This window comes from Brevundimonas aurantiaca, assembly GCF_904830995.1.
GTDB classification, from domain to species: Bacteria; Pseudomonadota; Alphaproteobacteria; order Caulobacterales; family Caulobacteraceae; genus Brevundimonas; species Brevundimonas aurantiaca.
Map to the genome: position 1 here is coordinate 1592186 of NZ_CAJGVD010000001.1, position 19718 is coordinate 1611903.

General features: G+C 67.7%; 26 protein-coding genes and 1 pseudogene. 11 read left to right on the top strand and 16 right to left on the bottom strand.

The genetic code is table 11. The features are described from left to right. Nucleotides 1-20 precede the first annotated feature (20 nt). From radC to JMT67_RS07915, 7 genes are all read left to right on the top strand, one after another. Entirely contained in the window at nucleotides 21-752 is a 732-nt protein-coding gene (gene radC / locus JMT67_RS07885; protein ID WP_201463153.1) for a RadC family protein, read from the top strand. Next, the gene (locus JMT67_RS07890) at nucleotides 752-1756 is read left to right on the top strand and encodes a N(4)-(beta-N-acetylglucosaminyl)-L-asparaginase (protein ID WP_201463154.1); all 1005 of its coding nucleotides are present in this window, start codon (nucleotides 752-754) and stop codon (nucleotides 1754-1756) included. The genes radC and JMT67_RS07890 overlap by 1 nt, the downstream gene beginning before the upstream one ends. Next, nucleotides 1753-2313: a GNAT family N-acetyltransferase gene (locus JMT67_RS07895; RefSeq protein ID WP_183215141.1), complete on the top strand. Its 561-nt coding sequence runs from the start codon at nucleotides 1753-1755 to the stop codon at nucleotides 2311-2313. The genes JMT67_RS07890 and JMT67_RS07895 overlap by 4 nt, the downstream gene beginning before the upstream one ends. 74 nt (nucleotides 2314-2387) lie before the next feature. Continuing rightward, entirely contained in the window at nucleotides 2388-2630 is a 243-nt protein-coding gene (locus JMT67_RS07900) for a BolA/IbaG family iron-sulfur metabolism protein (RefSeq protein ID WP_054763938.1), read from the top strand. A gap of 4 nt (nucleotides 2631-2634) precedes the next feature. Continuing rightward, nucleotides 2635-3522: an aldo-keto reductase family protein gene (locus JMT67_RS07905; RefSeq protein WP_054763939.1), complete on the top strand. Its 888-nt coding sequence runs from the start codon at nucleotides 2635-2637 to the stop codon at nucleotides 3520-3522. A gap of 89 nt (nucleotides 3523-3611) precedes the next feature. After that, the gene (gene grxD / locus JMT67_RS07910) at nucleotides 3612-3974 is read left to right on the top strand and encodes a Grx4 family monothiol glutaredoxin (protein ID WP_054763940.1); all 363 of its coding nucleotides are present in this window, start codon (nucleotides 3612-3614) and stop codon (nucleotides 3972-3974) included. Further along, entirely contained in the window at nucleotides 3974-4429 is a 456-nt protein-coding gene (locus tag JMT67_RS07915; RefSeq protein ID WP_201463155.1) for an acyl-CoA thioesterase, read from the top strand. The genes grxD and JMT67_RS07915 overlap by 1 nt, the downstream gene beginning before the upstream one ends. Here JMT67_RS07915 and JMT67_RS07920 read toward each other — a convergent pair. From JMT67_RS07920 to rpsD, 3 genes are all read right to left on the bottom strand, one after another. Continuing rightward, entirely contained in the window at nucleotides 4413-4793 is a 381-nt protein-coding gene (locus JMT67_RS07920; protein WP_054763942.1) for a hypothetical protein, read from the bottom strand. The genes JMT67_RS07915 and JMT67_RS07920 overlap by 17 nt on opposite strands. 244 nt (nucleotides 4794-5037) lie before the next feature. Next, a complete protein-coding gene (locus tag JMT67_RS07925; protein WP_054766727.1) occupies nucleotides 5038-5406 on the bottom strand; it encodes a hypothetical protein in 369 nt (122 codons plus the stop codon). Nucleotides 5407-5614: 208 nt separating this feature from the next. Continuing rightward, nucleotides 5615-6232: a 30S ribosomal protein S4 gene (rpsD, locus tag JMT67_RS07930; RefSeq protein ID WP_054763944.1), complete on the bottom strand. Its 618-nt coding sequence runs from the start codon at nucleotides 6230-6232 to the stop codon at nucleotides 5615-5617. Nucleotides 6233-6479: 247 nt separating this feature from the next. Here rpsD and JMT67_RS07935 point away from each other — a divergent pair, with 247 nt between their 5' ends. Then, nucleotides 6480-6695 (top strand): hypothetical protein, encoded by a 216-nt coding sequence (locus JMT67_RS07935; protein ID WP_201463156.1) that lies wholly within the window; start codon nucleotides 6480-6482, stop codon nucleotides 6693-6695. A 58-nt stretch (nucleotides 6696-6753) separates the two neighbouring features. Here the strand turns inward: JMT67_RS07935 and JMT67_RS07940 are convergent, their stop codons facing one another. From JMT67_RS07940 to JMT67_RS07975, 8 genes are all read right to left on the bottom strand, one after another. Then, nucleotides 6754-7371, bottom strand: coding sequence for a superoxide dismutase (locus JMT67_RS07940; RefSeq protein ID WP_054763946.1), 618 nt, complete (start codon nucleotides 7369-7371; stop codon nucleotides 6754-6756). 108 nt (nucleotides 7372-7479) lie between these two features. Continuing rightward, nucleotides 7480-7704 carry a hypothetical protein gene (locus tag JMT67_RS07945; protein ID WP_201463157.1) on the bottom strand — a complete coding sequence of 75 codons (225 nt, stop codon included), beginning with the start codon at nucleotides 7702-7704 and terminating at the stop codon, nucleotides 7480-7482. A 15-nt stretch (nucleotides 7705-7719) separates the two neighbouring features. Further along, nucleotides 7720-8685 carry a DUF4350 domain-containing protein gene (locus JMT67_RS07950; RefSeq protein ID WP_183215145.1) on the bottom strand — a complete coding sequence of 322 codons (966 nt, stop codon included), beginning with the start codon at nucleotides 8683-8685 and terminating at the stop codon, nucleotides 7720-7722. Between the two features lie 4 nt (nucleotides 8686-8689). Then, entirely contained in the window at nucleotides 8690-9544 is an 855-nt protein-coding gene (gene fghA, locus JMT67_RS07955) for an S-formylglutathione hydrolase (protein WP_201463158.1), read from the bottom strand. Next, the gene (locus JMT67_RS07960; RefSeq protein WP_183215147.1) at nucleotides 9541-9963 is read right to left on the bottom strand and encodes a type II toxin-antitoxin system VapC family toxin; all 423 of its coding nucleotides are present in this window, start codon (nucleotides 9961-9963) and stop codon (nucleotides 9541-9543) included. The genes fghA and JMT67_RS07960 overlap by 4 nt, the downstream gene beginning before the upstream one ends. Then, nucleotides 9960-10187 (bottom strand): FitA-like ribbon-helix-helix domain-containing protein, encoded by a 228-nt coding sequence (locus JMT67_RS07965; RefSeq protein ID WP_201463159.1) that lies wholly within the window; start codon nucleotides 10185-10187, stop codon nucleotides 9960-9962. Before JMT67_RS07965 ends, JMT67_RS07960 begins: the two co-directional genes overlap by 4 nt. Before the next feature lie 51 nt (nucleotides 10188-10238). Beyond that, entirely contained in the window at nucleotides 10239-10622 is a 384-nt protein-coding gene (locus tag JMT67_RS07970; protein WP_201463160.1) for a VOC family protein, read from the bottom strand. A gap of 18 nt (nucleotides 10623-10640) precedes the next feature. Continuing rightward, nucleotides 10641-11747, bottom strand: a complete 1107-nt coding sequence (locus JMT67_RS07975) for an S-(hydroxymethyl)glutathione dehydrogenase/class III alcohol dehydrogenase (protein WP_183215150.1) — start codon at nucleotides 11745-11747, stop codon at nucleotides 10641-10643. Between the two features lie 212 nt (nucleotides 11748-11959). Between JMT67_RS07975 and cobB the strand changes: the two genes are divergently transcribed. After that, nucleotides 11960-12670, top strand: coding sequence for a Sir2 family NAD+-dependent deacetylase (cobB, locus tag JMT67_RS07980; RefSeq protein ID WP_183215151.1), 711 nt, complete (start codon nucleotides 11960-11962; stop codon nucleotides 12668-12670). Nucleotides 12671-12724: 54 nt separating this feature from the next. Here cobB and JMT67_RS07985 read toward each other — a convergent pair. After that, a pseudogene (locus JMT67_RS07985) lies at nucleotides 12725-13281 on the bottom strand (OmpA family protein). A gap of 372 nt (nucleotides 13282-13653) precedes the next feature. Between JMT67_RS07985 and JMT67_RS07990 the strand changes: the two are divergent. After that, nucleotides 13654-14478 (top strand): hypothetical protein, encoded by an 825-nt coding sequence (locus tag JMT67_RS07990; RefSeq protein WP_201463161.1) that lies wholly within the window; start codon nucleotides 13654-13656, stop codon nucleotides 14476-14478. 75 nt (nucleotides 14479-14553) lie between these two features. Here JMT67_RS07990 and JMT67_RS07995 read toward each other — a convergent pair whose 3' ends face one another. The 3 genes from JMT67_RS07995 to JMT67_RS08005 form a co-directional block, all read right to left on the bottom strand. Further along, nucleotides 14554-14877 (bottom strand): YnfA family protein, encoded by a 324-nt coding sequence (locus tag JMT67_RS07995; protein WP_191554540.1) that lies wholly within the window; start codon nucleotides 14875-14877, stop codon nucleotides 14554-14556. Continuing rightward, nucleotides 14874-15668: an RNA methyltransferase gene (locus tag JMT67_RS08000; RefSeq protein ID WP_201463162.1), complete on the bottom strand. Its 795-nt coding sequence runs from the start codon at nucleotides 15666-15668 to the stop codon at nucleotides 14874-14876. Before JMT67_RS08000 ends, JMT67_RS07995 begins: the two co-directional genes overlap by 4 nt. Nucleotides 15669-15836: 168 nt before the next feature. Further along, a complete protein-coding gene (locus tag JMT67_RS08005) occupies nucleotides 15837-16856 on the bottom strand; it encodes a phospholipase C/P1 nuclease family protein (RefSeq protein WP_201463163.1) in 1020 nt (339 codons plus the stop codon). 218 nt (nucleotides 16857-17074) lie between these two features. Here JMT67_RS08005 and JMT67_RS08010 point away from each other — a divergent pair, with 218 nt between their 5' ends. Continuing rightward, the gene (locus JMT67_RS08010; RefSeq protein ID WP_201463164.1) at nucleotides 17075-17716 is read left to right on the top strand and encodes a DUF4168 domain-containing protein; all 642 of its coding nucleotides are present in this window, start codon (nucleotides 17075-17077) and stop codon (nucleotides 17714-17716) included. A 3-nt stretch (nucleotides 17717-17719) separates the two neighbouring features. Here the strand turns inward: JMT67_RS08010 and JMT67_RS08015 are convergent, their stop codons facing one another. Next, nucleotides 17720-19582 (bottom strand): monovalent cation:proton antiporter-2 (CPA2) family protein, encoded by a 1863-nt coding sequence (locus JMT67_RS08015; protein ID WP_201463165.1) that lies wholly within the window; start codon nucleotides 19580-19582, stop codon nucleotides 17720-17722. Nucleotides 19583-19718: the final 136 nt, after the last annotated feature.

Genomic DNA, 19718 nt, shown 5'->3' on the forward strand with positions numbered 1-19718 from the left:
GTTGCAGAGCGGGAGGGGACATGCCGGACGATCTGACACCTGAGCCTCGGTCTAGGCCGCGCCACAGCGGCCATCGCGATCGGCTGCGCGAACGGGCCGCCAAGGGCGGCCTGGACGCCCTGCCCGACTATGAACTGCTGGAACTGCTGCTGTTCCGCAGCGTGCCCTATAAGGACACCAAGCCGCTGGCCAAGGATCTGCTGGCGCGGTTCGGCGGGCTGGAGGGCATCGGCGCCGCCAGCCACGAGGCGGTCGAGGATCAGGTGGCGCGTTCCCTGGGCTATGCGCCCGGCAAGGCGACGCGGGCGGTGGCGCTGGACCTTCAGCTGATCTTCGACGTGACGCGGCGGATCGCGCGCGAGCCGACGGCGAAACGGCCCGTCATCTCGTCCTGGAGCGCCCTTCTGGCCTATGTGCGCGTGGCCTTGCAGCACGAGCCGCGCGAGCAGTTCCGCGTCCTCTACCTGGACAAGAAGAACCAGCTGATCCTGGACGAGATCCAGAACAGGGGCACGGTGGATCACGCGCCGGTCTATCCGCGCGAAGTGGTGCGTCGCGCTCTGGAGCTGTCAGCCAGCGCCCTGATCCTGGTCCACAATCACCCTTCCGGCGACCCGACGCCCAGCCGCGCCGACATCGAGATCACCAAACAGGTTGTGCAGGCCGGCCGCGCCCTTAATGTCGAGGTTCACGACCATCTGGTCGTCGGCCGCGACGGGGTGGCCAGCTTCAAACAATTGGGTCTGATGTGATGATCAATCTGTCGCGCCGCAGCCTGATCGCCGCGTCCGGACTCGCCGCTGCGGGGGCCGCAGCCGCTGGATCGGCCTTGGCCGAAGCGGCGCCCGTCGTCATGGCCTCGACCTGGGACTTCGGCGCGGCGGCCAACGCCGAAGGCTGGAGGGTGCGCCAGAGCGGCGGCTCGGCCCTGGACATGGTCGAGGCGGCGGCCCGCGTGCCCGAGGCCGATCCGACCAACGCCTCGGTCGGCCTGGGCGGCTATCCGGACAGGGACGGCCATGTGACCCTGGACGCCGTGATCATGGACGAAGCGGGCGGCCTGGGCGCCGTCTGCGCCCTTGAGGACGTGGTTCACGCCGTCTCGGTCGCGCGCCGGGTGATGGAGAAGACCCCGCACGTCATCCTGGTCGGCGCCGGCGCGCGGGATTTCGCCCTGTCGGAAGGGTTCGAGGCGACCAATCTGCTGACGCCCCAGGCCGAGGCCGCCTGGCGCGAATGGCTGAAGACCGCCCGCTACGCCCCGCGCGCCAACAGCGAGAACGACGACTGGCGCCGGGCGGGCGCCGGCGGGGTTCTGGATCATGACACCATCGGCGTCCTGGGCCGCGACGCGACCGGCCGCATGGCCGGGGCCTGCACCACCTCCGGCATGGCGTTCAAGATGCGGGGCCGCGTGGGCGACAGTCCGATCGTGGGCGCCGGCCTGTTCGTCGACGGCGAGGTCGGCGCCGCCACGGCGACCGGGGTGGGCGAAGAGGTGCTGCGGGTCTGCGGCGCCCACGCCGTGGTCGAGGCCATGCGTCACGGAATGGACCCCGCGACCGCCTGTCGGCAGACGATCGAACGGATCGCCCGGCTGCGGGGGCGGGCCGTCGCTGAGGCCCAGGTCGGGCTTCTGGCCCTGACCAAGGCGGGGCGCGTCGGGGCCTTCGCCCTTCAGCCCGGCTTCACCTACGCCGTCACACGCGCCGACGGGGGGACCGAAATCTTGAACGCCGAAAGCCTGTTCGGATGAACCGGCCGACCCTGACCACCGAGCGGCTGGTGCTGACGCCGGTCGATCTGGCCGACCTTGAGGACCTGCAAGCCCTCTGGGCCGATGCGGACTTTACGCGCCACATCACCGGCCGTCCCATGACCACCGAGGAGGTCTGGTTCCGCCTGCTGCGCGACCTGGGCCAATGGGGCGTAAGGGGCTACGGCAGTTGGACGATCCGCCTGATCGAAGGCGGCGCCTATGTGGGCAATGTCTCGATCCTGGATCATCGACGGCTGATCGATCCGCCGATCGACGATCCGGAACTGGGCTGGGGCCTGGCGCCCGCCTTCCAGGGACGGGGCTTTGCGAAAGAGGCCCTGGAGGCGGCCCTGGCCTGGGCCGACGCCCATCTGAGGGCGGCGCGGACCCTGTGCATGATTTCGCCCGACAATCTGGCCTCCGTTCGCCTGGCCGAGCGGGTCGGCTACCGCCCCTATCGGCGCACCACCTATAGGGACGAGCCGGTTCAGCTGTTCGAACGACCCGGGGGTGCGAACTGGGCGCGAACTGAGCGCGAACCGGGTGCAGGCTGACCGAACCGGCCCCGCCGTAGTCCGTCGTTAAGGTTTATGGGGCAGTCTGACGCGACCAGATCGAAGGCCCGCCCATGCCCATGTCCGTCGAAACCCTGCGTCGGCATCTGATCGACGCCTTTCCCGACGCGGAAATCGCCATCGAAGACCTCGCCGGGGACGGCGATCATTATCGCGCCCGCATCGTTTCCAACGCCTTTGCGGGCCTGGCGCGCGTGCGCCAGCATCAGTTGGTCTACGCCGCCCTGAAGGGACAGATGGGCGGCGCCCTGCACGCCCTGGCCCTGGAAACCTCAGCCCCGTCCGACAAGGGGTGATCGGATGCGCTATCGTCCCTTCGGCGCCTCGGGCGCGGCGATTTCCAATCTGACGCTCAGCTTCGGCCCCGGCTGCCTGGCGCGGGGACGCGAAGCGGCGCTGGACCTGCTCTACTCGGCGCTTGAGGCGGGCATCAACGCCTATCGGCTGGAGACCGCCGATTCCGTTCTGGCCGAGATTCTGGGCGAAGCCCTGTCCCACGTGGACCGCAAACTGGTGTGCGTGGCCCTGACCCTGGGCGCCGACCGCGACTTTTCGGCCGAAGCCATGACCGCCGCCCTGGATCGCGTGCTGCACTTCTCGCGCCTGGGCTGGATCGACATCGCCATCCTGCAGGAACCGGGGGAACACGAACTGTCGCAACAGGCGCTGAACGCTCTGAAGGCGGCGCGCGCGGCCGACCGCGTCAAACTGCTGGGCGTGGCGGGTTCGGGCGACGTCATGGACGCCTACATCTCCACCGGCGCCTTCGACGTCCTGGCGACGCCGTTCGACATCAATGCTGACTGGAAGCGGCGCAACCGCCTGCGCGCCGCACGCGAACAGGACATGGCCGTCATCGCCTATGACTTCTACACCGACCGTCGCGCCCGGCCGCGCGGCCCAGAGACCGTCGCCAAAAAGGGCCTGTTCGGTCTGGGCGCGCCCAAGCCGCCGCAACGTTCTGGCGGACCGGACGCCTTCGGCTTTCTGTATCGCACCCCCGGCTGGTCGGCCGAGTCCATCTGCCTGGGCTATGTGCTGACTGAGACGACGATCTCCAGCGTCATCGTGCGCGCCACCGACCCCGACCATCTGCGGATCTTGGCCGAGACGCCCGAGCGCGATCTGCCCCCGTCCCTGGCCGCCCAGATCGAAATGGGTCGCGTCGCCGCCTCGGCCGCGGCCTGACTGAGCGCGTCAGAACCGCGTCGGTTCGCCGCGCCTTGACCCGGCGGTCCCCTCTCCCTAGCTGACGGTCTTCGCGAAAGGCTTCTCCCGTGACCGACACCGTTTCCGCCGACCCCGTCCACGCCTTCATCAGCGACACCGTGAGCCAGCACGACGTCGTCCTGTTCATGAAGGGCACGCCGGACCAGCCGCGCTGCGGCTTCTCGTCCCTGGCGGTGCAGATTCTCGACCATGTGGGCGCGCCCTTCGTCGGCGTCGACGTCTTGCAGGACGAGGCCCTGCGCGAAGGCGTCAAGACCTTCACCGACTGGCCGACCATTCCCCAGCTCTATGTGAAGGGCGAATTCGTCGGCGGCTCGGACATCGTGCGCGAGATGTTCCAGGCCGGCGAGCTTCAGGCCCTGATGGCCGAAAAGGGCGTGGCCCTGGACGGGGGCGCGGGCGAGGCCTGATGGCGCGTCCCGCCCTGACGCCGCGCGAGGACCGGGAGGTCTTCGTCGTCCCGCTGGAGGTCCGGCCCGACCATATCGACGCCAACGGCCATGTGAACAATGTGGTCTATGTCGGCTGGCTTCAGGACGTCGGCACGGCCCATTGGAACGCCCGGTTCGACGAAGAGACGCGGGCCCGCTGGTCCTGGGTCGCCCTGCGGCACGAGATCGACTATCTGCGCGCCATAGAGCCGAATGCGACCGGCGTCATGGCCCGTACCTGGGTCGGCGATCCCCAGGGGCCGCGGTTCAACCGCTATGTTCGGATCGAGGACGGCCAGGGCCGGCTGTGCGCCCAGGGCGTGTCCGAATGGTGCCTGGTGGACGCCGCCACCTTGAGGCCGCACCGCATCCCCCCGCCGATGGTCGCCGTCTTTTCGACGACGACCGGGGCGACGGCTATTTCAGCGGATTGACGATGCGGGCCGGGGTTCCCGGCTCCAGACCCAGTTCGGCATAGGTCCAGCGCAGTTCGACCCCGTCGGGAACCAGGGCCTTGCACAGGTCCTGTTTGGTCCGGCGCAGGGTGATTTCGGTCGGATCATTGTCGGCGATCGACACTTCGAAATCCGACGCCTGGGTGCAGCCGTTGGAATCGACCCGCGCCACCAGGGCGCCGTCGGCGAAGCGGGCCTCGCGGATGGCCTCCGCCGGAGGCCCGTCCTTGCGCGAGACGTTGACCGAGACATTCTCGCCGGCCTCGCTGTCATAGATGACGCAGCCGGCCAGCAGCGGTGCGGCCAGGGCGCCGACCGCCAGGATACGCAGCCCCCGCATCATTGGTCGGACGCCGGGGTGGTGATCACCCGGGTGGTCGGCTTTTCGGTCGAAACGATGATGCAGCCCGACAGCAGCGGGGCGGCGATGGCGATGGCGAGAGCGAGACGAAGCATTGGTGTTCCCCAGTTGAAGCTTGAGCCTTTTGTGACGCGCTCACCGCCGCCACACACGTGAATTTTCGGCAAGCCAGGTGAACAATCGGAAAGGTCGGGCTTGATCCGCCGGACCGAGTCGCCCGGGCCGTTCAGGTCTGGGGCAGTTGATAGGGATTGTTGACGCTGACGGGCGAGCCGGGCGCCAGGCCCAGTTCCTCGAACGACCATTTCAGCTCGACGCCGCGGATTGAGGGCTTGTCGCACCTGTCCTCGTCGATCCGGCGCAGGGTGATGATCGCGTCCCCGCCCTTGATGCTGACGATGGGGATCAGATCCTCCTTGCGGGTGCAGCCGTTGGAGCTGACCCAGAAGACCGCCTGGTCCTTGGTGAAGGCCGCTGCATGGATCGGCTCCAGGGCGCCGGGCATGCCGACGGTCGAGACGGTGGGCCCGTCCAGACCGCCCGCACAGGCGGCCAAGCTCGCCGATGCGGCGGCGATCAAAGCCAAGCGTTTCATGATGGAGTCGTGCAACGGACGACCTCCCCTGCCTCAAAGCCTGAACCGGCCGAGAATGCGCCTGTTCGCTCCTTGAGGGAACAGCATAAAAGGCGAAAGGCCCCGGACGAATCCGAGGCCCTCAACTGAACACTTCAAAGGGACGACCAAGGGGCTCAAGTAGCCCGAAGGGCGATAGCCCCCTTGAAGAAAGCTTCGTAAGCTCGGCTTACGAAGCGTAGTATTCGACGACCAGGTTCGGTTCCATCTTGACGGCGTAGGGCACGTCCGACAGTTCCGGCACGCGGACGTAACGCACCGCGAACGAACGGTCCGACAGTTCCAGATAGTCCGGCACGTCGCGTTCCGACGACTGCTGGGCTTCCAGCACCAGGGCCATGTTGCGCGACTTTTCCTTCACCGAGACGACGTCGTCGGGCTTCACGCGGTAGGAACCGATGTCGACCTTCTTGCCGTTGACCAGGACGTGGCCGTGGCTGACGAACTGGCGGGCGGCCCAGACGGTGGGCACGAACTTGGCGCGATAGACGATGGCGTCCAGGCGCGATTCCAGCAGGCCGATCAGGTTTTCCGAGGTGTTGCCCTTGCGGCGAGCAGCCTCGTCATAGGTCTTGGCGAACTGCTTTTCGGTGATGTTGCCGTAGTAGCCCTTCAGCTTCTGCTTGGCCTTCAGTTGCAGGCCGAAGTCAGAGACCTTGGACTTGCGGCGTTGGCCGTGCTGACCGGGACCGTAGGAACGCTTGTTGACCGGAGACTTGGCGCGACCCCACAGGTTTTCACCCATGGCGCGGTCGATCTTGTATTTGGCGCTGTGGCGCTTGGACATTCTATTCTCTTTTCGACGATGCGGCCCGGCGTCCCCTGAATTGGGGATGCGATCTCAACGGCGGTCCACGCATCTTCCGTCATGAATCCCGCCTGCGGCGAACCGAGGCGTGGAAGGCGGCGCTTATGGCCATGCAGACTGTCGGAGTCAAGTCAGACAGGCCGTTAAGCACGATGGCGGGGAACCAAGCCGGGCCTCGCTTCTTTCCTGTTCCGACGCAGACCGCCGAGGAGAAGGGAGGATTGAAATGCGAACCGACGCCCCACGCTTTCAGGCCGGCCTGTCCGACCGCGGGTTCGAGACGCTGAAACGCAGGCTGGTCGAACTGGTCGAGCCGCTCAGCGACCACCAGCTGCTGGATCTGGCCGACGGCATCCACGACCTGCTGCGCCAGCGCCGCACCGTGCGCCGCCATCACGCCGAGCGGATGAACGACCGGCTGCGCGACGGCCTGCCCATCTGACGAAAACACCCGCCGGAGGTCTCTCCGGCGGGTGTTCGTTCGGCTTGCCTAAGCCCGCTTATTGGGCGACCGCGGCGGCGTACAGTTCGTTGACCTTATTCCAGTTCACCACCGTCCAGAACGACTTCAGATAGTCGGCGCGGCGGTTCTGGTATTTCAGATAATAGGCGTGTTCCCAGACGTCGGCGCCCAGAACGACCTCGCCCCGCTCCTCGACCACATCCATCAGCGGATTGTCCTGGTTCGGGGTGGAGGTGATCTTCAGCTTGCCGTTCTGCACGATCAGCCAGGCCCAGCCCGAGCCGAACTGGGCGGCGCCGGCGGCGTTGAAGTCTTCCTTGAACTTGTCCATGCCGCCCAGGTCGCGGTCGATGGCGGCGGCCAGCTCGGCCGAGGGTTCGCCCGCCTGACCCGCCGGGGCCAGCAGTTCCCAGAACAGGCTGTGGTTCCAGTGACCGCCGCCGTTGTTGCGCACGGCCTTGGGCGCGGTCGAGATGCTGGTGAAGATCTCTTCCAGAGTCTTGTTCTGAAGCGAGGCGTCGGCGTCGACCGCCTTGTTCAGATTGTCGACATAGGTCTGGTGGTGCTTGTCATGGTGGAAGGTCATCGTCTCCTTGTCGATGGCCGGCTCCAGCGCGTCATAGGCATAGGGCAGCGGGGGCAGGGTGAAGGCCATGGGGAGTTTCCTCTCGCGACAGATTTCCGATACGCCTCATCTAGGCGCCCGTTCGTGAAACCCAAGCGACGACGCCCGGATTCGTTCCGACTTATCGACCGGGAACGGTCAAGCTGGCAAGTTGGACTTCAGACAGTCGCGCACGGCCCGTTTCAGATCGCCCGGCGCATTGGGCTCGTCCACCCCTTCCGCAGCGAGGACCGCCCGCACGGCGGCGTCCAGCCCGCCCGGCAGGGCCGCGATCACGCGCTTTTGCCCCTTCTCATGCAGGCAGAACCCCACCTCGCGGCACAGGGCGGAAAACATCGGCTCATAGGGATCGGGGGCGCTCATGCCGTCCCCTTAACATCAGGGGATCAGACGGGACAGCCAGTGCGCCAGGTTCAGCGCAAACTGCTGATCGTCGTGCCCTTCAGTGTTGAGACCGAACCGAACCGGCGCGCGGTCCGGCTGGTCGGGAAAACGAATGATCTGGGCGGTCAACATCGCCGCCTCGCCCAGCACCACCACCCGCCCCCGTCCAAAGGAGAAGGCCAGACCCTGGGCGGGTAACGCCGGTCGCGTGTGCCCGCTGAATAGGGTTTCGGCCCGCTCGCCTCGGGCCAGGCCCTCCCGAACGGCTTGCAAGGCCTCTCTGTCGGTCGCCTCCAGAGCGTCCGCGCTCATCGCCATCAAGATGGTGGAGCCGGCGGGGCCCTCCAGCGACTGGCCCGTAAAGGTCTTCACGACGCGGACGCGCTCGGCTTCATTTCGCCCGGCGATGATGGGATGATCGCCCAGGGCCTGAGACGGAAAGGTCAGGTTGGCGGTCAGATCGTCGCCTATCCGCTGAAAGGCGTAGCCCTTGCCCATTTTGACGCCGAACCGCTCCGCCAGGGCCTCCGCCGCCGAACCGTGGGGCGCATGATCGGCGACCAGCAGCAGCGAGCCGCCCTGGCTGACCCAGTTGGCCGCCGCTTCGATTTCGCCGGGATCGAAGGCTGAAATGCGAGATCCGTCTTCGGGAGCGGCGGGATTGACGACCACCAGCACCGCGACGTCCCGCAGCGCGCCGGCCTCGTCCAGACGCCCGCGCCCCGCCTCCACCCGATAGCCGTCGGCGCGCAGCAGGGCGGCGAAACCCGCATAGCGTCCCTCGATCGTCTGAAGGCTGCCGTGCCCCTGATCAATGCGGATCAACGGCCCCGCCTCGGCATAGGCGGGAACGACGCCCTGGGGGCGCCAATCCAGATCGCCGGACTGCTCCTGCGCCGCCGACGCCCCGGCCGAAAGGCACAAGGCCATGCCGGCAAACAGCGTCAGCCGAAGGCTCATGATTCTAGCCCCTCAACCGCGCGGCGTGAAAGGCGACGTGGTCGGCGATGAAGCTGGTCATGAAGAAGTAGGAGTGGTCATAGCCGGGCTGCATCCGCAGGGTCAGGCCCTGGCCTGCGGTCTCGGCGGCCGCGCGCAGCAGTTCGGGCTTCAGCTGGTCGGTCAGGAAGCTGTCGGCGTCGCCCTGGTCCACCAGTATGTCGTCATACGCGCCGCGCGCGGCGCCCGCCTCGATCAGCCTGGTGGCGTCGTGGCGGTCCCATTCGGCGCGGTCCTCGCCCAGATAGGCGGTGAAGGCCTTTTCGCCCCAGGGGCAGCGCGTCGGCGAACAGATGGGGGCGAAGGCCGAGACCGAGCGGAACAGGTCGGGGTGACGAAGCGCCAGGGTCAAGGCGCCGTGCCCGCCCATGGAATGGCCGCTGATCGAGCGGACGCCGGTGGTCGGGAACTCGGCGTCGATCAGGCCGATCAGTTCGTCCGTGACATAGGTCTCCATGCGGAAATGCGGCGCCCAGGGCGCCTGCGTCGCATCGACGTAGAAGCCCGCCCCCTGGCCCAGGTCATAGGCCGGGTCGTCGGCGACGCCTCTTCCCTCAAGATCGGGGCCGCGCGGGCTGGTGTCCGGCGCCACGATGATGAGGCCGTGCTCGGCGGCGGCCTGGTAGGCGCCGGCCTTGGTGGTGAAATTATCCTCGGTGCAGGTCAGGCCCGACAGCCAGATCAGCACGGGGAACGGCCCCTCCCCGCCCGGAACGAAGACCGACAGGGTCATGGGCGCGCCCGTGGCCGCGCTGTCGTGTTTCAGATAGCGCAGGGTTCCGCCGTGGACGGCGTGGGTCTTGGTGGTTTGGAGGCTCATGCGACGCTTTCCGGCAGGCTCAGGAGACGAACATCCATGTCATTGACGGCGCCCAGTTTGCGAGCGAGCTTGCCATCGGCGGTGATGAGCGCCAGCCCCTGCCGTCGCGCCGTCACGGCATAAAGGCAGTCGATCATGGAATGGTTGAGGTCGCAGGCTAAGGTGAAGGCTTCCGAAATCAGCGCTCGGTGATCGGTCAGATCGACGACCTGCCGAATGATGGACAAATTCTCTGTCGCGGACGACGCCTGCAATTCGCCACGAACGACATAGCGACGAAAAACATTGGCCGCTTCCATCAGCATCAGGTCCGGCGCAACGGCCGGGCCGTGTATTTGGCGCGCCTCGATCGCGGCGTCAGCCAGCGGATCGTCGATGAACCATTTGACGACGACGCTGGCGTCGAAGACAGCGCTCACTGATCGCGGTCTTCGCGGATCAGAGCCGTGGAGTCGAGCGCTGAGCCTCGCGTTTGCTCGCGGGATCGTCGAGAAGCCGCCTCGAACCGCGCCTCGACGTCCATGGCCTCGCGCGCGGCCATGTCCCTGAACTTCTGCTCCAGGGAAATGTTCTCCGCCTTCGCCATCATCTTGAGACGGGCGACGATATAGTCGTCGAGATCGCGAACCAGAACCTGAGCCATAAGTCATGATAGCATAGCGCTATCACGACGCCAACGCCTCACCCAGGCCGTTCAGCCGACCCGGTGCACGGCGCAGATCTTGTTGCCCGACGGATCGCGCAGATAGGCCAGATACAGTTTGCCGAACGTCCCCTGGCGCAGGCCGGGCGGGTCTTCGATCGCGGTTCCGCCGGCCTCCACGCCCGCGGCGTGGAAGGCGTCGACCGCCGCCGTGTCCTTGGCCGCAAAGCCGATGGTGCCGCCGTTGGCGTGGCAGGCCGGTTCGCCGTCGATCGGCTTGCCCACGGCGAAGGCGCCGTGGGCCGTGCGCCACCAGTAGCGGCCCTTGGGATCCGGCCCCATGGCCGGATCAAGGCCGAGCGCGCCCAGGGCGGCGTCATAGAAGCGGCGCGAGGCCTCGACGTCATTGGCGCCGACGGTGATGTGGGTGAACATGCGTTTCTCTCCCTTGAACTAGAACACCACCACCGACCGGATGCTCTCTCCGGCGTGCATCAGGTCGAAAGCCTCGTTGATGCGCTCCAGCGGCAGGGTGTGGGTGATCATCGGGTCGATCTCGATTTTGCCGTCCATGTACCAGTCGACGATCTTGGGCGTATCGGTGCGGCCGCGCGCCCCGCCGAAGGCGGAGCCGCGCCAGACCCGGCCGGTGACCAGCTGGAACGGGCGGGTGGCGATCTCCTTGCCCGCCTCGGCCACGCCGATGATGATGCTCTCGCCCCAGCCGCGGTGGCAGGCCTCAAGCGCCTGGCGCATGACCACAGTGTTGCCGGTGCAGTCGAAGGTGTAGTCGGCGCCGCCGCCGGTCAGTTCGACCAGATGGGCGACCACGTCGGAGACCTCTTTCGGATTGACGAAATGGGTCATGCCGAAGCGGCGGCCCCACTCTTCCTTGTCGGGGTTGATGTCCACGCCCACGATCATGTCGGCGCCGACCATCTTCAGCCCCTGAATGACGTTCAGGCCGATGCCGCCCAGGCCGAAGACCACGGCGTTGGCGCCCGGCTCGACCTTGGCCGTATTGACCACGGCCCCGACGCCGGTGGTCACGCCGCAGCCGACGTAGCAGGCCTTATCGAAGGGGGCGTCCTTCCTGATCTTGGCCACCGCGATCTCGGGCAGGACGGTGTAGTTGGAGAAGGTCGAACAGCCCATATAGTGGGCGATGGCCTGGCCCTTGTAGCTGAAGCGGCTGGTCCCGTCGGGCATCAGACCCTTGCCTTGGGTGGCGCGGATCGAGGTGCAGAGGTTGGTCTTGCGCGACAGGCACGACTTACACTGACGGCACTCGGGCGTGTACAGCGGAATGACGTGGTCGCCGACGGCGACCGAGGTCACGCCCGGCCCCACCTCGACCACCACGCCCGCGCCTTCGTGCCCCAGGATCGAGGGGAAGATGCCCTCGCTGTCCAGACCGTCCAGCGTATAGGCGTCGGTGTGGCAGATCCCCGTCGCCTTGATCTCGATCAGCACCTCGCCGGCGCGCGGCCCCTCCAGATCGACCTCGACGATCTCGAGCGGCTTCTTGGCTTCGAAGGCGACGGCGGCGCGGGTTTTCATGGCGGGGACTCCTCGGTTTGCGCCTGTGTGTCACGAGGGGCGTCGCCGACGCTAGCCCCGCGCCGAAAACGCCACTCAGAATTTTTTAGTGCACTTTCGTGCAGATTTTTGAGATTTACTCGCAAGTGCGCGCGACATTCGATGTCTATCGCGCAACCACGCCAAGATCGGACGCAGGCTGACCGTCGGCGTCGAACGCGCTAATCAGGGTCATGACCCATCGCAACCTCGTCGTCCTGACCGGCGCCGGCATATCGGCCGAGAGCGGCGTGCCGACGTTTCGCGCGAGCGACGGCCTGTGGTGCGGGCACAGGGTGGAAGAGGTGGCGACGCCGGAGGGATATTCGGCGAACCCCGCCCTGGTGCAGGACTTCTACAATCAGCGACGGCGGCAGCTGGCGGAGGTCCGGCCCAATGCGGCGCATGTCGCGCTAGCGGAGCTGGCCGCGCGGTGGGACGGCGACTTCCTGCTGGTGACGCAGAACGTCGACGATCTGCACGACCGGGCCCATGCCGAGACGTCGCCCGCCGCCGGGTTCGAGCTGATCCATATGCACGGCGAACTGCTGAAGGCGCGCTGCACCCGTTCGGGCGTGGTGATGGACTGGGCAGGGGACATGGCGGCGGACGAGCCTTCCCCGCACCATCCGCAAGGGCGGATGCGGCCGCACATCGTCTGGTTCGGGGAGATGCCGCTGCAGATGGAGCGGATCGAGGCGGCGCTGGCGGCCTGCGACCTGTTCGTCTCCATCGGCACCTCGGGGGCGGTCTATCCGGCGGCGGGGTTCGTGCAGTCGGCGCGCTACGCCGGCGCACGGACGGTCGAGATCAATCTGGAGCCGACGCAAGGGGCGCGCCTGTTCGACGAGGGGGTCTATGGTCCTGCGACCGAGGCCGTGCCGGCCTTCTTCCGCGACCTATAGACCTGAAAACGACGGCCGCATCGCTGCGGCCGCCGATCTCTGGATCAAGCCTGATCAGGCCAGGACGACGATGGTCACGCGCCGGTTCTGCGCCCGGCCTTCGGGGGTGTCGTTCGAGGCCACCGGCTCTTCCTGACCATAGGAGATGGTCGACATCCGGTTCAGGGCCACGCCCTGGCGGTTCAGGAAGCGGCGCACGGCCTCGGCCCGCTGCTCGCCCAGCTGGTCGTTATGCTCGGGCGTGCCGGTGGAGTCGGTATAGCCCTGGATCTCCAGATAGACGTTGCGGTTCTCGCTTTGCAGACGCTGGGCGAACTGGGCCAGCCGCTGTTCCGCCTCGGGCGACAGGGCGGCGGCGTCGGTCGGGAACTTCACGGAATCGTCGGACAGGACGCCTGATAGAGGAACTTGCCTTCCGCCAGCTTGTGGGCGTCATTGGCCCGTTGCAGGGCCTGGCCCGCCGTGCCCTCGACCTGGGTCACCCGGTTGTCCACCACCTCGACCTGATCACGCACGAAACGATGGCTGGCGCAGCCGCTCGCCGCAAAGCCCATCGCGACGAGGGCGCCGCCGAGGACCGCCGTCCTGAGTTTCGATCTGCTCAAGTTCATGTCTCCTTCTTGCTGGGGGCGCCACGCCCAGTTCATGCGCCCGATGAAACTGCGGTAGGCGACAAGGCGGAGTAATGACGCGCTTTAGGCGGCAAAATGTCAGCTTAGCCGTTCGGTCTTCGACGAAACCCGCCATTTTCGATGAACAAGTGGAACCAGAAGGCGCGCCGTTACGTTGCGCCGCCAGCAGGCTTCGCCGTATGGCGGACAATCTGGACTATTGCTGATCTTAGACAGCGACCAGTTGTATTCGCGCCTTCGCCACCTTCCTGACGCGACTGAATGTTTTCAACAGACAGTCGTGATTTTTTACAGGGGTTCGTCGCGAATGACCATGCGAACGACGTCTCACATCGCATCACGGATCGGCGATTGAGCCCGGCGGCGATCCGGCGACGGGCCCTGGCGGTCGCGCCGGTGGTCTTCGGCCATGCGGCCCTGGTGCTGATGATGACGGCCGTGCGGCCCGAGCCGCCGGCCCGGCCGACGCCGGAGCCGGCGATCCTGGTCGAACTGGTCGCTCCACCGCCACAGCCGCCGCCCGCGCGCATCCCCGCGCCGGACCCTTCCCCGACGCCGGACGCCCCGGCTGCGGCGGCCCAGACACCCGCCCCGGCCAAGCCCGCCTCCCGACACGCCCCGCCCGCCGTCGCGGGCGCGGCGCGCAAGATCGTCGACCGGCTTCCGCCCGATATCGAACCCTGCCGCCGCCCCGCCCCGCCGGGACCGCCCCTGCCCTGCTCGGCGCAGCGCAGCTGGCGGGCGCCGCGACGGTCGGCGCCGGTCCGGGCGGCGGGGCGGAATGGAGTCGGCGGCGCGGGCGGGAACGGCGGGACGGGATCAGGCCCAGGCTCCGGCGGCGGGTCCTGCGACATGGTGCGCTGGGTTCAGGAGGCGGTGCGCGACGACGCCGCCGTGCGCCGCGCCGTCATCGCCGCCAGCCGGGAGATGAACGCGGCCGGTCGGGCCATGCTGGTCTGGAACGGCGACTGGCTGCAAAGCCGCAACCAGGCCGGCAAGGGTCTGGCCGGAGTGCGCCAGGCCATTGCGCTGGAGGTCGCCTTCGCCCCGGCCGAGTGCCGAAACCAGCGGATGACGGGCCTAGCCGTGCTGACCCTGGAGGACGGCGTCGACGGGGCGCGGATCGCCCTGGGCAAGGGCAGCTGGCGCTGGTCGGACCTGCTGGGGGTGGGGTAACGATTTTTCTTTCGTCATCCTCCGGCAAGCCTCGCCTTCGCGGCGCAGACCGGGAGATGACGAAAGAAGAACAGGTTAGCCGCGCGGCCCGAACAGGATGATCCCCGCCCCGACCAGACAGACCGCCGCGCCGATCAGATCCCAGCGGTCGGGCGTCGTCTTCTCGACCATCGCCATCCAGACCAGAGAGGCGCAGATATAGACCCCGCCATAGGCGGCGAAGGCCCGGCCCGCCGCCTCGCTGGGGACCAGGGTCAGCAGCCAGGCGAAGGCGATCAGACAAACAAGGCCCGGCGCCAGCCACAGCGGCGAGCGATCCAGCTTCAGCCAGGCCCAGAAGGCGAAACAGCCGCCGATCTCCGCCAGCGCCGCCAGCGGGTAGATCAGCAACGCCTTCACTCGGGCGTTTCCGGCTTCTCAGCCTTCGCCGCCCGTTCCGCCGCCATCTTGGCCAGCACCCGGCCCCGGCCCCGGGCCAGGGCGTGGATGGCGCCGCGCATGGTGGCGACCTCCTGTTCGGAGAAGGCGGCGCGGCCCAGCATGACGCGCAGGTTCTGGCTCATCGAGCGCTTCTTCTCGGGCGGATAGAAGAAGCCGCCGTTCTCCAGCTCCTCCTCCAGATGTTCGTACAGGCCGATCAACAGGTCGTTCGACGCCGGCGGCTCAGCCTCGCGGAAGCGCGGCGGCGGGGCGTCCAGGATCAGGGTGCGCCACTCATAGGCGTTGATCGCCACCGCCTGGGCCAGGTTCAGCGAATGGTGCTTCGGGTCGATCGGAATGGTGACGATGCCGGCGCACAGGGCGATGTCGGTCGTCTCCAGGCCGGCGCGCTCGCCGCCGAACAGCAGGCCGGTCTTCAGGCCCGAGGCGGTGTCGTCATAGAGGACGCGACTGGCCTCGCGCGGGGTGCGGACCGGCTGGCGCGTCTCACGCGGGCGGGCGGTGGTGGCGAAGACGGTGTTGAGGTCGGCGATGGCCTCGGCGACCGTGTCGAACACCCGCACCCCCTCCAGCACCCAGTCGGCGCCCGAGGCCGTGGCCCAGGCTCGCTCCTGGGGCCAGCCGTCGCGGGGACTGACCAGACGCAGATCGACAAGGCCGAAGTTCGCCATCACCCGCGCCACGGCGCCGATGTTCTCGGCCATCTGCGGCTTGTCGAGGATGACGGCGGGGGGAGTGAGGTCGGACATTCGATGCACATACTCTTTCCGCTCATCCCGGCGAAAGCCGGGACCCAGTGCTTTCGCATCGCCAACGGCGCCTTAATGCGTCGGACGAAAGGTCGAGCGCCGCTTTCAAGATCGAAGCGCCCAAAGGTCTGGGTCCCGGCTTTCGCCGGGATGAGCGGATAACGGGCGTCAGTCCTCGCCGACCAGGGCCAGCCAGGGATCGGCGGTTCCGGCCTCGACCTCGGCGACCTTGACGGCGGGCCAGCCGATGGAGGCGTCGGCGGAGGCGGTCCAGGCGGCCGCGATGAAGTCGCGCAGCTCGGCCGCGCCCGCCGCCAGCCGTTCGTTGACGAAGGCCGCGCCGCGCGGATCGTTGTCGCGGAAGGCCCCCGCCTTCTCCAGTCGATAGAAGGGAACGACCGTGCCGAGCGTGGTGGTCAGATAGGCGACGGTGCGCGCCTTGACGTCGAAACCCGTCAGATCGGCGGCGGGCATGGCGGCCTCGACCGCATCCAGACGGGCGACGCGGCTGGTGAAGGCGCCTTCGAACTGGGCGTGGGTCTGGCGCGAATTGGTGAAGCCTTCCGGGTTCGGAAAATCGCCCCAGCCGTTGTAGTGGATCGTCGTATGGTGCGGCTGGGAGCCGTCGCCGACATAGTGGCCCATCACCCCGATGTCTCGCAGGATCAGGGCCTCGCGGCGGATACGGTCGGCGCGGTACCAGGCCTGACGCTCCATATTGGTCTCGCGCTTTTCGGCGGCGTTCAGCACGCGCCAATAGGCGAAGTCGCGGCCCAGGTTCTGCCAGGCGTCCATCATGGCGTAGGGCAGATAGCCGGCGTCATCGACGTCCAGACCGGCCTGGGTCAGGGCGGCGTCATACTCTGACTTCAGACGCGGCAGGGCGGTCAAGCTCATGCCGCGCTGGTCGAAGACCCGCCCCTGATCGTCCAGGTCGATGAAGTGGGCGGTGTCGCGCTCGCGGTCATGCGGCTGGCCCGCGCCCTTCCAGCGGTCGGGCTCGCGCGCCAGTTCGCCCACGTCGGCGACGGCGCCGGGGGTCTTCAGAAAGGCGGGCAGGTCGTCCGGCAGGGCCCGCATCGCCGCCACCCCGATCAGCCGGTGCCCCGTATTGCCCCAGGCGTCCACCTGGACGGCGGGGACGGCGACGGCGAGGACGGCCATTGCGGCGATGGCGAGACGTTTCATACGGATGACCCTTGCGCAGATCACGACCGTCTAACGCATCCTTGATCGGCTCTCCAGCCCGACGGGGTGGCGATCGTGGCGCGAACGCCTAGGTTAGGCGGGCTCCCCGCCCTCCTGTTCCCTTCAAGGCTCCACCGTCGCGGGCGAGTGACGGCGTGATTGCGTCGTCGTCGTCACTGACGGCTTTCGTGGACGCCAGACCGAAAGGACCACGCATGATGCGCGCGCCCCGTTTCGCCCTTCTCGTCTCCGCCGCCGCCCTTCTGACGGCCGCAGGGGCCCAGGCCCAAACCGCCACGCCCTATCAACCCGCCTCCGGCCAGACGACGCCGACCCAGGCGGCCCCGGCCGATCCGAACGATCCTTCGACCTTCACCGATGAAGAACTGCGCAAATACGACGCCGCCATCACCCGCGTCCGCGCCGTCAGCGACACCCTGAACGGTGCCCAGCCGACGCCGGAACAGCAGGCGGAAATGGCCGCTGCGGTCCAGGAGTCCGGGCTTGAGGTCGTGCGCTTCAACGCCATTTCGCGCGCCGCTGCGGACAATCCGGTGATCGACGCCCGGATCAGGGCCATGAAGGCGCCGCCGCCCGTCCCCGGCTCCGTCGCCGCCGGGGTGAGCGAGGCCGAACTGACCCAGTTCGTCCAGGCCATGGAGAAGATCCGCGCCGTCACCGCCACTGTGCAGAACGGCCAGGCCACGCCGGAACAGAGCGCCCAGCTGACCGCCGCCGTCCAGGGCTCGGGCCTGGCCGTGGATCGCTTCAACGCCATCGCCGCCGCCGTGTCCCAAGATGCGGGGCTGCGCGCCCGGGCCGAACTGATCGGCGCCCGTTATCAGGCGGCGTCTCAATAAGGCTCAGGATGCGACGGGTTCGTCCTCGGCCGTCGGGGCGGACGGACCCGCCTCGTCCTCGTTCAACAGCCGACCCTCGCGGCGCGGCTTGATATAGGGGGCCGGCTGCGGCGTCGGCATGTTTCCGCGCATCAGCTGGCGGCCCGCCGTGATGCCGCCGGTCAACTGAAGGTCCAGCCGCGCTTCGTCGCGGCGGCGCACGTCGCCAATCGTCTCGGCCGCCTCGTGCTCGTCCATGCCCAGTTCGACCAGGGCGCGTTCGCCGAACTTCAGGGCGGATTCGAAGGTCTCGCGGATCTGATAGTCCACTCCGGCCTGGATCAGCCGCATCGAATGGCCCCGGTCGAAGGCGCGGGCCATGATCTTGGTCGTCGGAAACTCGGACTTGACCAGTTCGACGATGCGGTCGGCGACCTCGGGCTTGTCCACGCAGACCAGGACGATCTCGGCCTCATCGGCGCCGGACGCCCGCAGCGTATGCAGCTGGGCGCCGTCGCCGTAATAGACCTTGAAGCCGAACTGGGAGGCGGCCTGGATCATCTCGACGTCGTTCTCGATGATCGAGACGTCCACGTCGCGGGCCAGAAGGGGCTGGGACACGACCTGGGCGAAACGGCCGAAGCCGATGATCAGCACCTGCCCGCGCAGATCCTTGGCGAATTCCACGCCGTCCGCATCTTCGGCCGACACGGTCGGCTTGGGCAGGAGACGCTGGGTCAGCAGACTGGTCAGCGGCGTCAGGGCCATAGACAGGATGACGATGGCCGACATCATGGCCCCGACCTGGGCGTCGAACAAACCGGCCGTCACCGCCGCGCCATATAGGACGAAGGCGAACTCGCCGCCCTGGGCGAACAGGGCCGCGCGTTCCACCGCCTCATGGTGCGAAGCCTTGAACAGGCGGGCGACGGCATAGATGCCCAGAGCCTTCACCGCCATGAAGGCGACCACGCCGCCGACGACCAGACGCCAGTCGGCGACCACCACCGACAGGTCCAGCGACATGCCGACGCTGAGGAAGAACAGGCCCAGCAGAATGGCCCGGAACGGCTCCACATCCGCTTCCAGCTGATGGCGGAAGCTGGATTCCGACAGCAGGACCCCCGCCAGGAAGGCGCCCATGGCCATCGACAGACCGCCCAGGGACATGGCCCAGGCGGCGCCGACGACGACCAGCAGGGCCGCAGCCGTCATCACCTCGCGCCCGCCGTAGCGCGCCAGAAGACGGAAGATCGGATTGACCAGATATTTGCCGGCCAGCAGCACCCCGCCGACCGCCGCCACCGCAAAGCCGACGGTCTGCCACAGGGGCGGCGCCTGTTCGTTCGCCACGCCCAGGACCGAGGCCAGGACGGCGACGACGGCCAGAAGCGGCACGATGGCCAGGTCTTCCAGCAGCAGGATGGAGACCGCGCGCTGTCCCGCTCCGCCCGCGATCGCGCCGCGCTCTTCCAGCATCTGCATGATGACGGCGGTGGAGGACAGGACAAACCCCATGGCCCCGACGAAGGCGACGGGGGCGGAGAAGCCCGCCAGCATGGCGGTCAGAGTCAGAATGAAGCCGCAGAACAGGACCTGGGCCGCGCCCAGGCCGAAAATCTCTTTCCTCAGTCCCCACAGGCGTTTGGGCCGCATCTCCAGCCCGATGATGAACAGGAAGATGACCACGCCGAACTCGGCGACGTGGAGAATGGTCTCGGGCTCGCGGAACAGCTTCAGGCCGAACGGACCGATGGCCAGGCCCGCCGCCAGATAGCCCAGCACCGAGCCCAGGCCGACCCGTTTGAACACCGGCACGGCGATCACCCCCGCCGCCAGCAGCGCCGCCGCCGCCCCCAAATCCAATCCCGACGTCGGCTCGGCCATACTGCACCCCTGAAGCTAGGCTCCCATTGTGGGGAGGCTCGCCTCAGATTGCGAGATGGCGCCGACGACACAATCCTCGTTCGACGAACGAACGGCGACTGCGGCGCCACAGTTTCGCCCCAGCCCGCCCGCCGAG

What these genes read in the sequence shown, in the direction of transcription:
- JMT67_RS07940 (WP_054763946.1), bottom strand. Translation starts at nt 7,371, where the DNA reads ATGGCCTTCACCCTGCCCCCGCTGCCCTATGCCTATGACGCGCTGGAG.
- JMT67_RS07920 (WP_054763942.1), bottom strand. Translation starts at nt 4,793, where the DNA reads ATGATGCGGGGGCTGCGTATCCTGGCGGTCGGCGCCCTGGCCGCACCG.
- JMT67_RS07905 (WP_054763939.1), top strand. Translation starts at nt 2,635, where the DNA reads ATGCGCTATCGTCCCTTCGGCGCCTCGGGCGCGGCGATTTCCAATCTG.
- JMT67_RS08000 (WP_201463162.1), bottom strand. Translation starts at nt 15,668, where the DNA reads ATGTCCGACCTCACTCCCCCCGCCGTCATCCTCGACAAGCCGCAGATG.
- rpsD (WP_054763944.1), bottom strand. Translation starts at nt 6,232, where the DNA reads ATGTCCAAGCGCCACAGCGCCAAATACAAGATCGACCGCGCCATGGGT.
- JMT67_RS07900 (WP_054763938.1), top strand. Translation starts at nt 2,388, where the DNA reads ATGCCCATGTCCGTCGAAACCCTGCGTCGGCATCTGATCGACGCCTTT.
- JMT67_RS07935 (WP_201463156.1), top strand. Translation starts at nt 6,480, where the DNA reads ATGCGAACCGACGCCCCACGCTTTCAGGCCGGCCTGTCCGACCGCGGG.
- JMT67_RS08010 (WP_201463164.1), top strand. Translation starts at nt 17,075, where the DNA reads ATGCGCGCGCCCCGTTTCGCCCTTCTCGTCTCCGCCGCCGCCCTTCTG.
- JMT67_RS07925 (WP_054766727.1), bottom strand. Translation starts at nt 5,406, where the DNA reads ATGAAACGCTTGGCTTTGATCGCCGCCGCATCGGCGAGCTTGGCCGCC.
- JMT67_RS07895 (WP_183215141.1), top strand. Translation starts at nt 1,753, where the DNA reads ATGAACCGGCCGACCCTGACCACCGAGCGGCTGGTGCTGACGCCGGTC.
- JMT67_RS08005 (WP_201463163.1), bottom strand. Translation starts at nt 16,856, where the DNA reads ATGAAACGTCTCGCCATCGCCGCAATGGCCGTCCTCGCCGTCGCCGTC.
- JMT67_RS07965 (WP_201463159.1), bottom strand. Translation starts at nt 10,187, where the DNA reads ATGGCTCAGGTTCTGGTTCGCGATCTCGACGACTATATCGTCGCCCGT.
- JMT67_RS07890 (WP_201463154.1), top strand. Translation starts at nt 752, where the DNA reads ATGATCAATCTGTCGCGCCGCAGCCTGATCGCCGCGTCCGGACTCGCC.
- JMT67_RS07950 (WP_183215145.1), bottom strand. Translation starts at nt 8,685, where the DNA reads ATGAGCCTTCGGCTGACGCTGTTTGCCGGCATGGCCTTGTGCCTTTCG.
- JMT67_RS07970 (WP_201463160.1), bottom strand. Translation starts at nt 10,622, where the DNA reads ATGTTCACCCACATCACCGTCGGCGCCAATGACGTCGAGGCCTCGCGC.
- JMT67_RS07945 (WP_201463157.1), bottom strand. Translation starts at nt 7,704, where the DNA reads ATGAGCGCCCCCGATCCCTATGAGCCGATGTTTTCCGCCCTGTGCCGC.
- JMT67_RS07915 (WP_201463155.1), top strand. Translation starts at nt 3,974, where the DNA reads ATGGCGCGTCCCGCCCTGACGCCGCGCGAGGACCGGGAGGTCTTCGTC.
- fghA (WP_201463158.1), bottom strand. Translation starts at nt 9,544, where the DNA reads ATGAGCCTCCAAACCACCAAGACCCACGCCGTCCACGGCGGAACCCTG.
- JMT67_RS08015 (WP_201463165.1), bottom strand. Translation starts at nt 19,582, where the DNA reads ATGGCCGAGCCGACGTCGGGATTGGATTTGGGGGCGGCGGCGGCGCTG.
- radC (WP_201463153.1), top strand. Translation starts at nt 21, where the DNA reads ATGCCGGACGATCTGACACCTGAGCCTCGGTCTAGGCCGCGCCACAGC.
- cobB (WP_183215151.1), top strand. Translation starts at nt 11,960, where the DNA reads ATGACCCATCGCAACCTCGTCGTCCTGACCGGCGCCGGCATATCGGCC.
- JMT67_RS07975 (WP_183215150.1), bottom strand. Translation starts at nt 11,747, where the DNA reads ATGAAAACCCGCGCCGCCGTCGCCTTCGAAGCCAAGAAGCCGCTCGAG.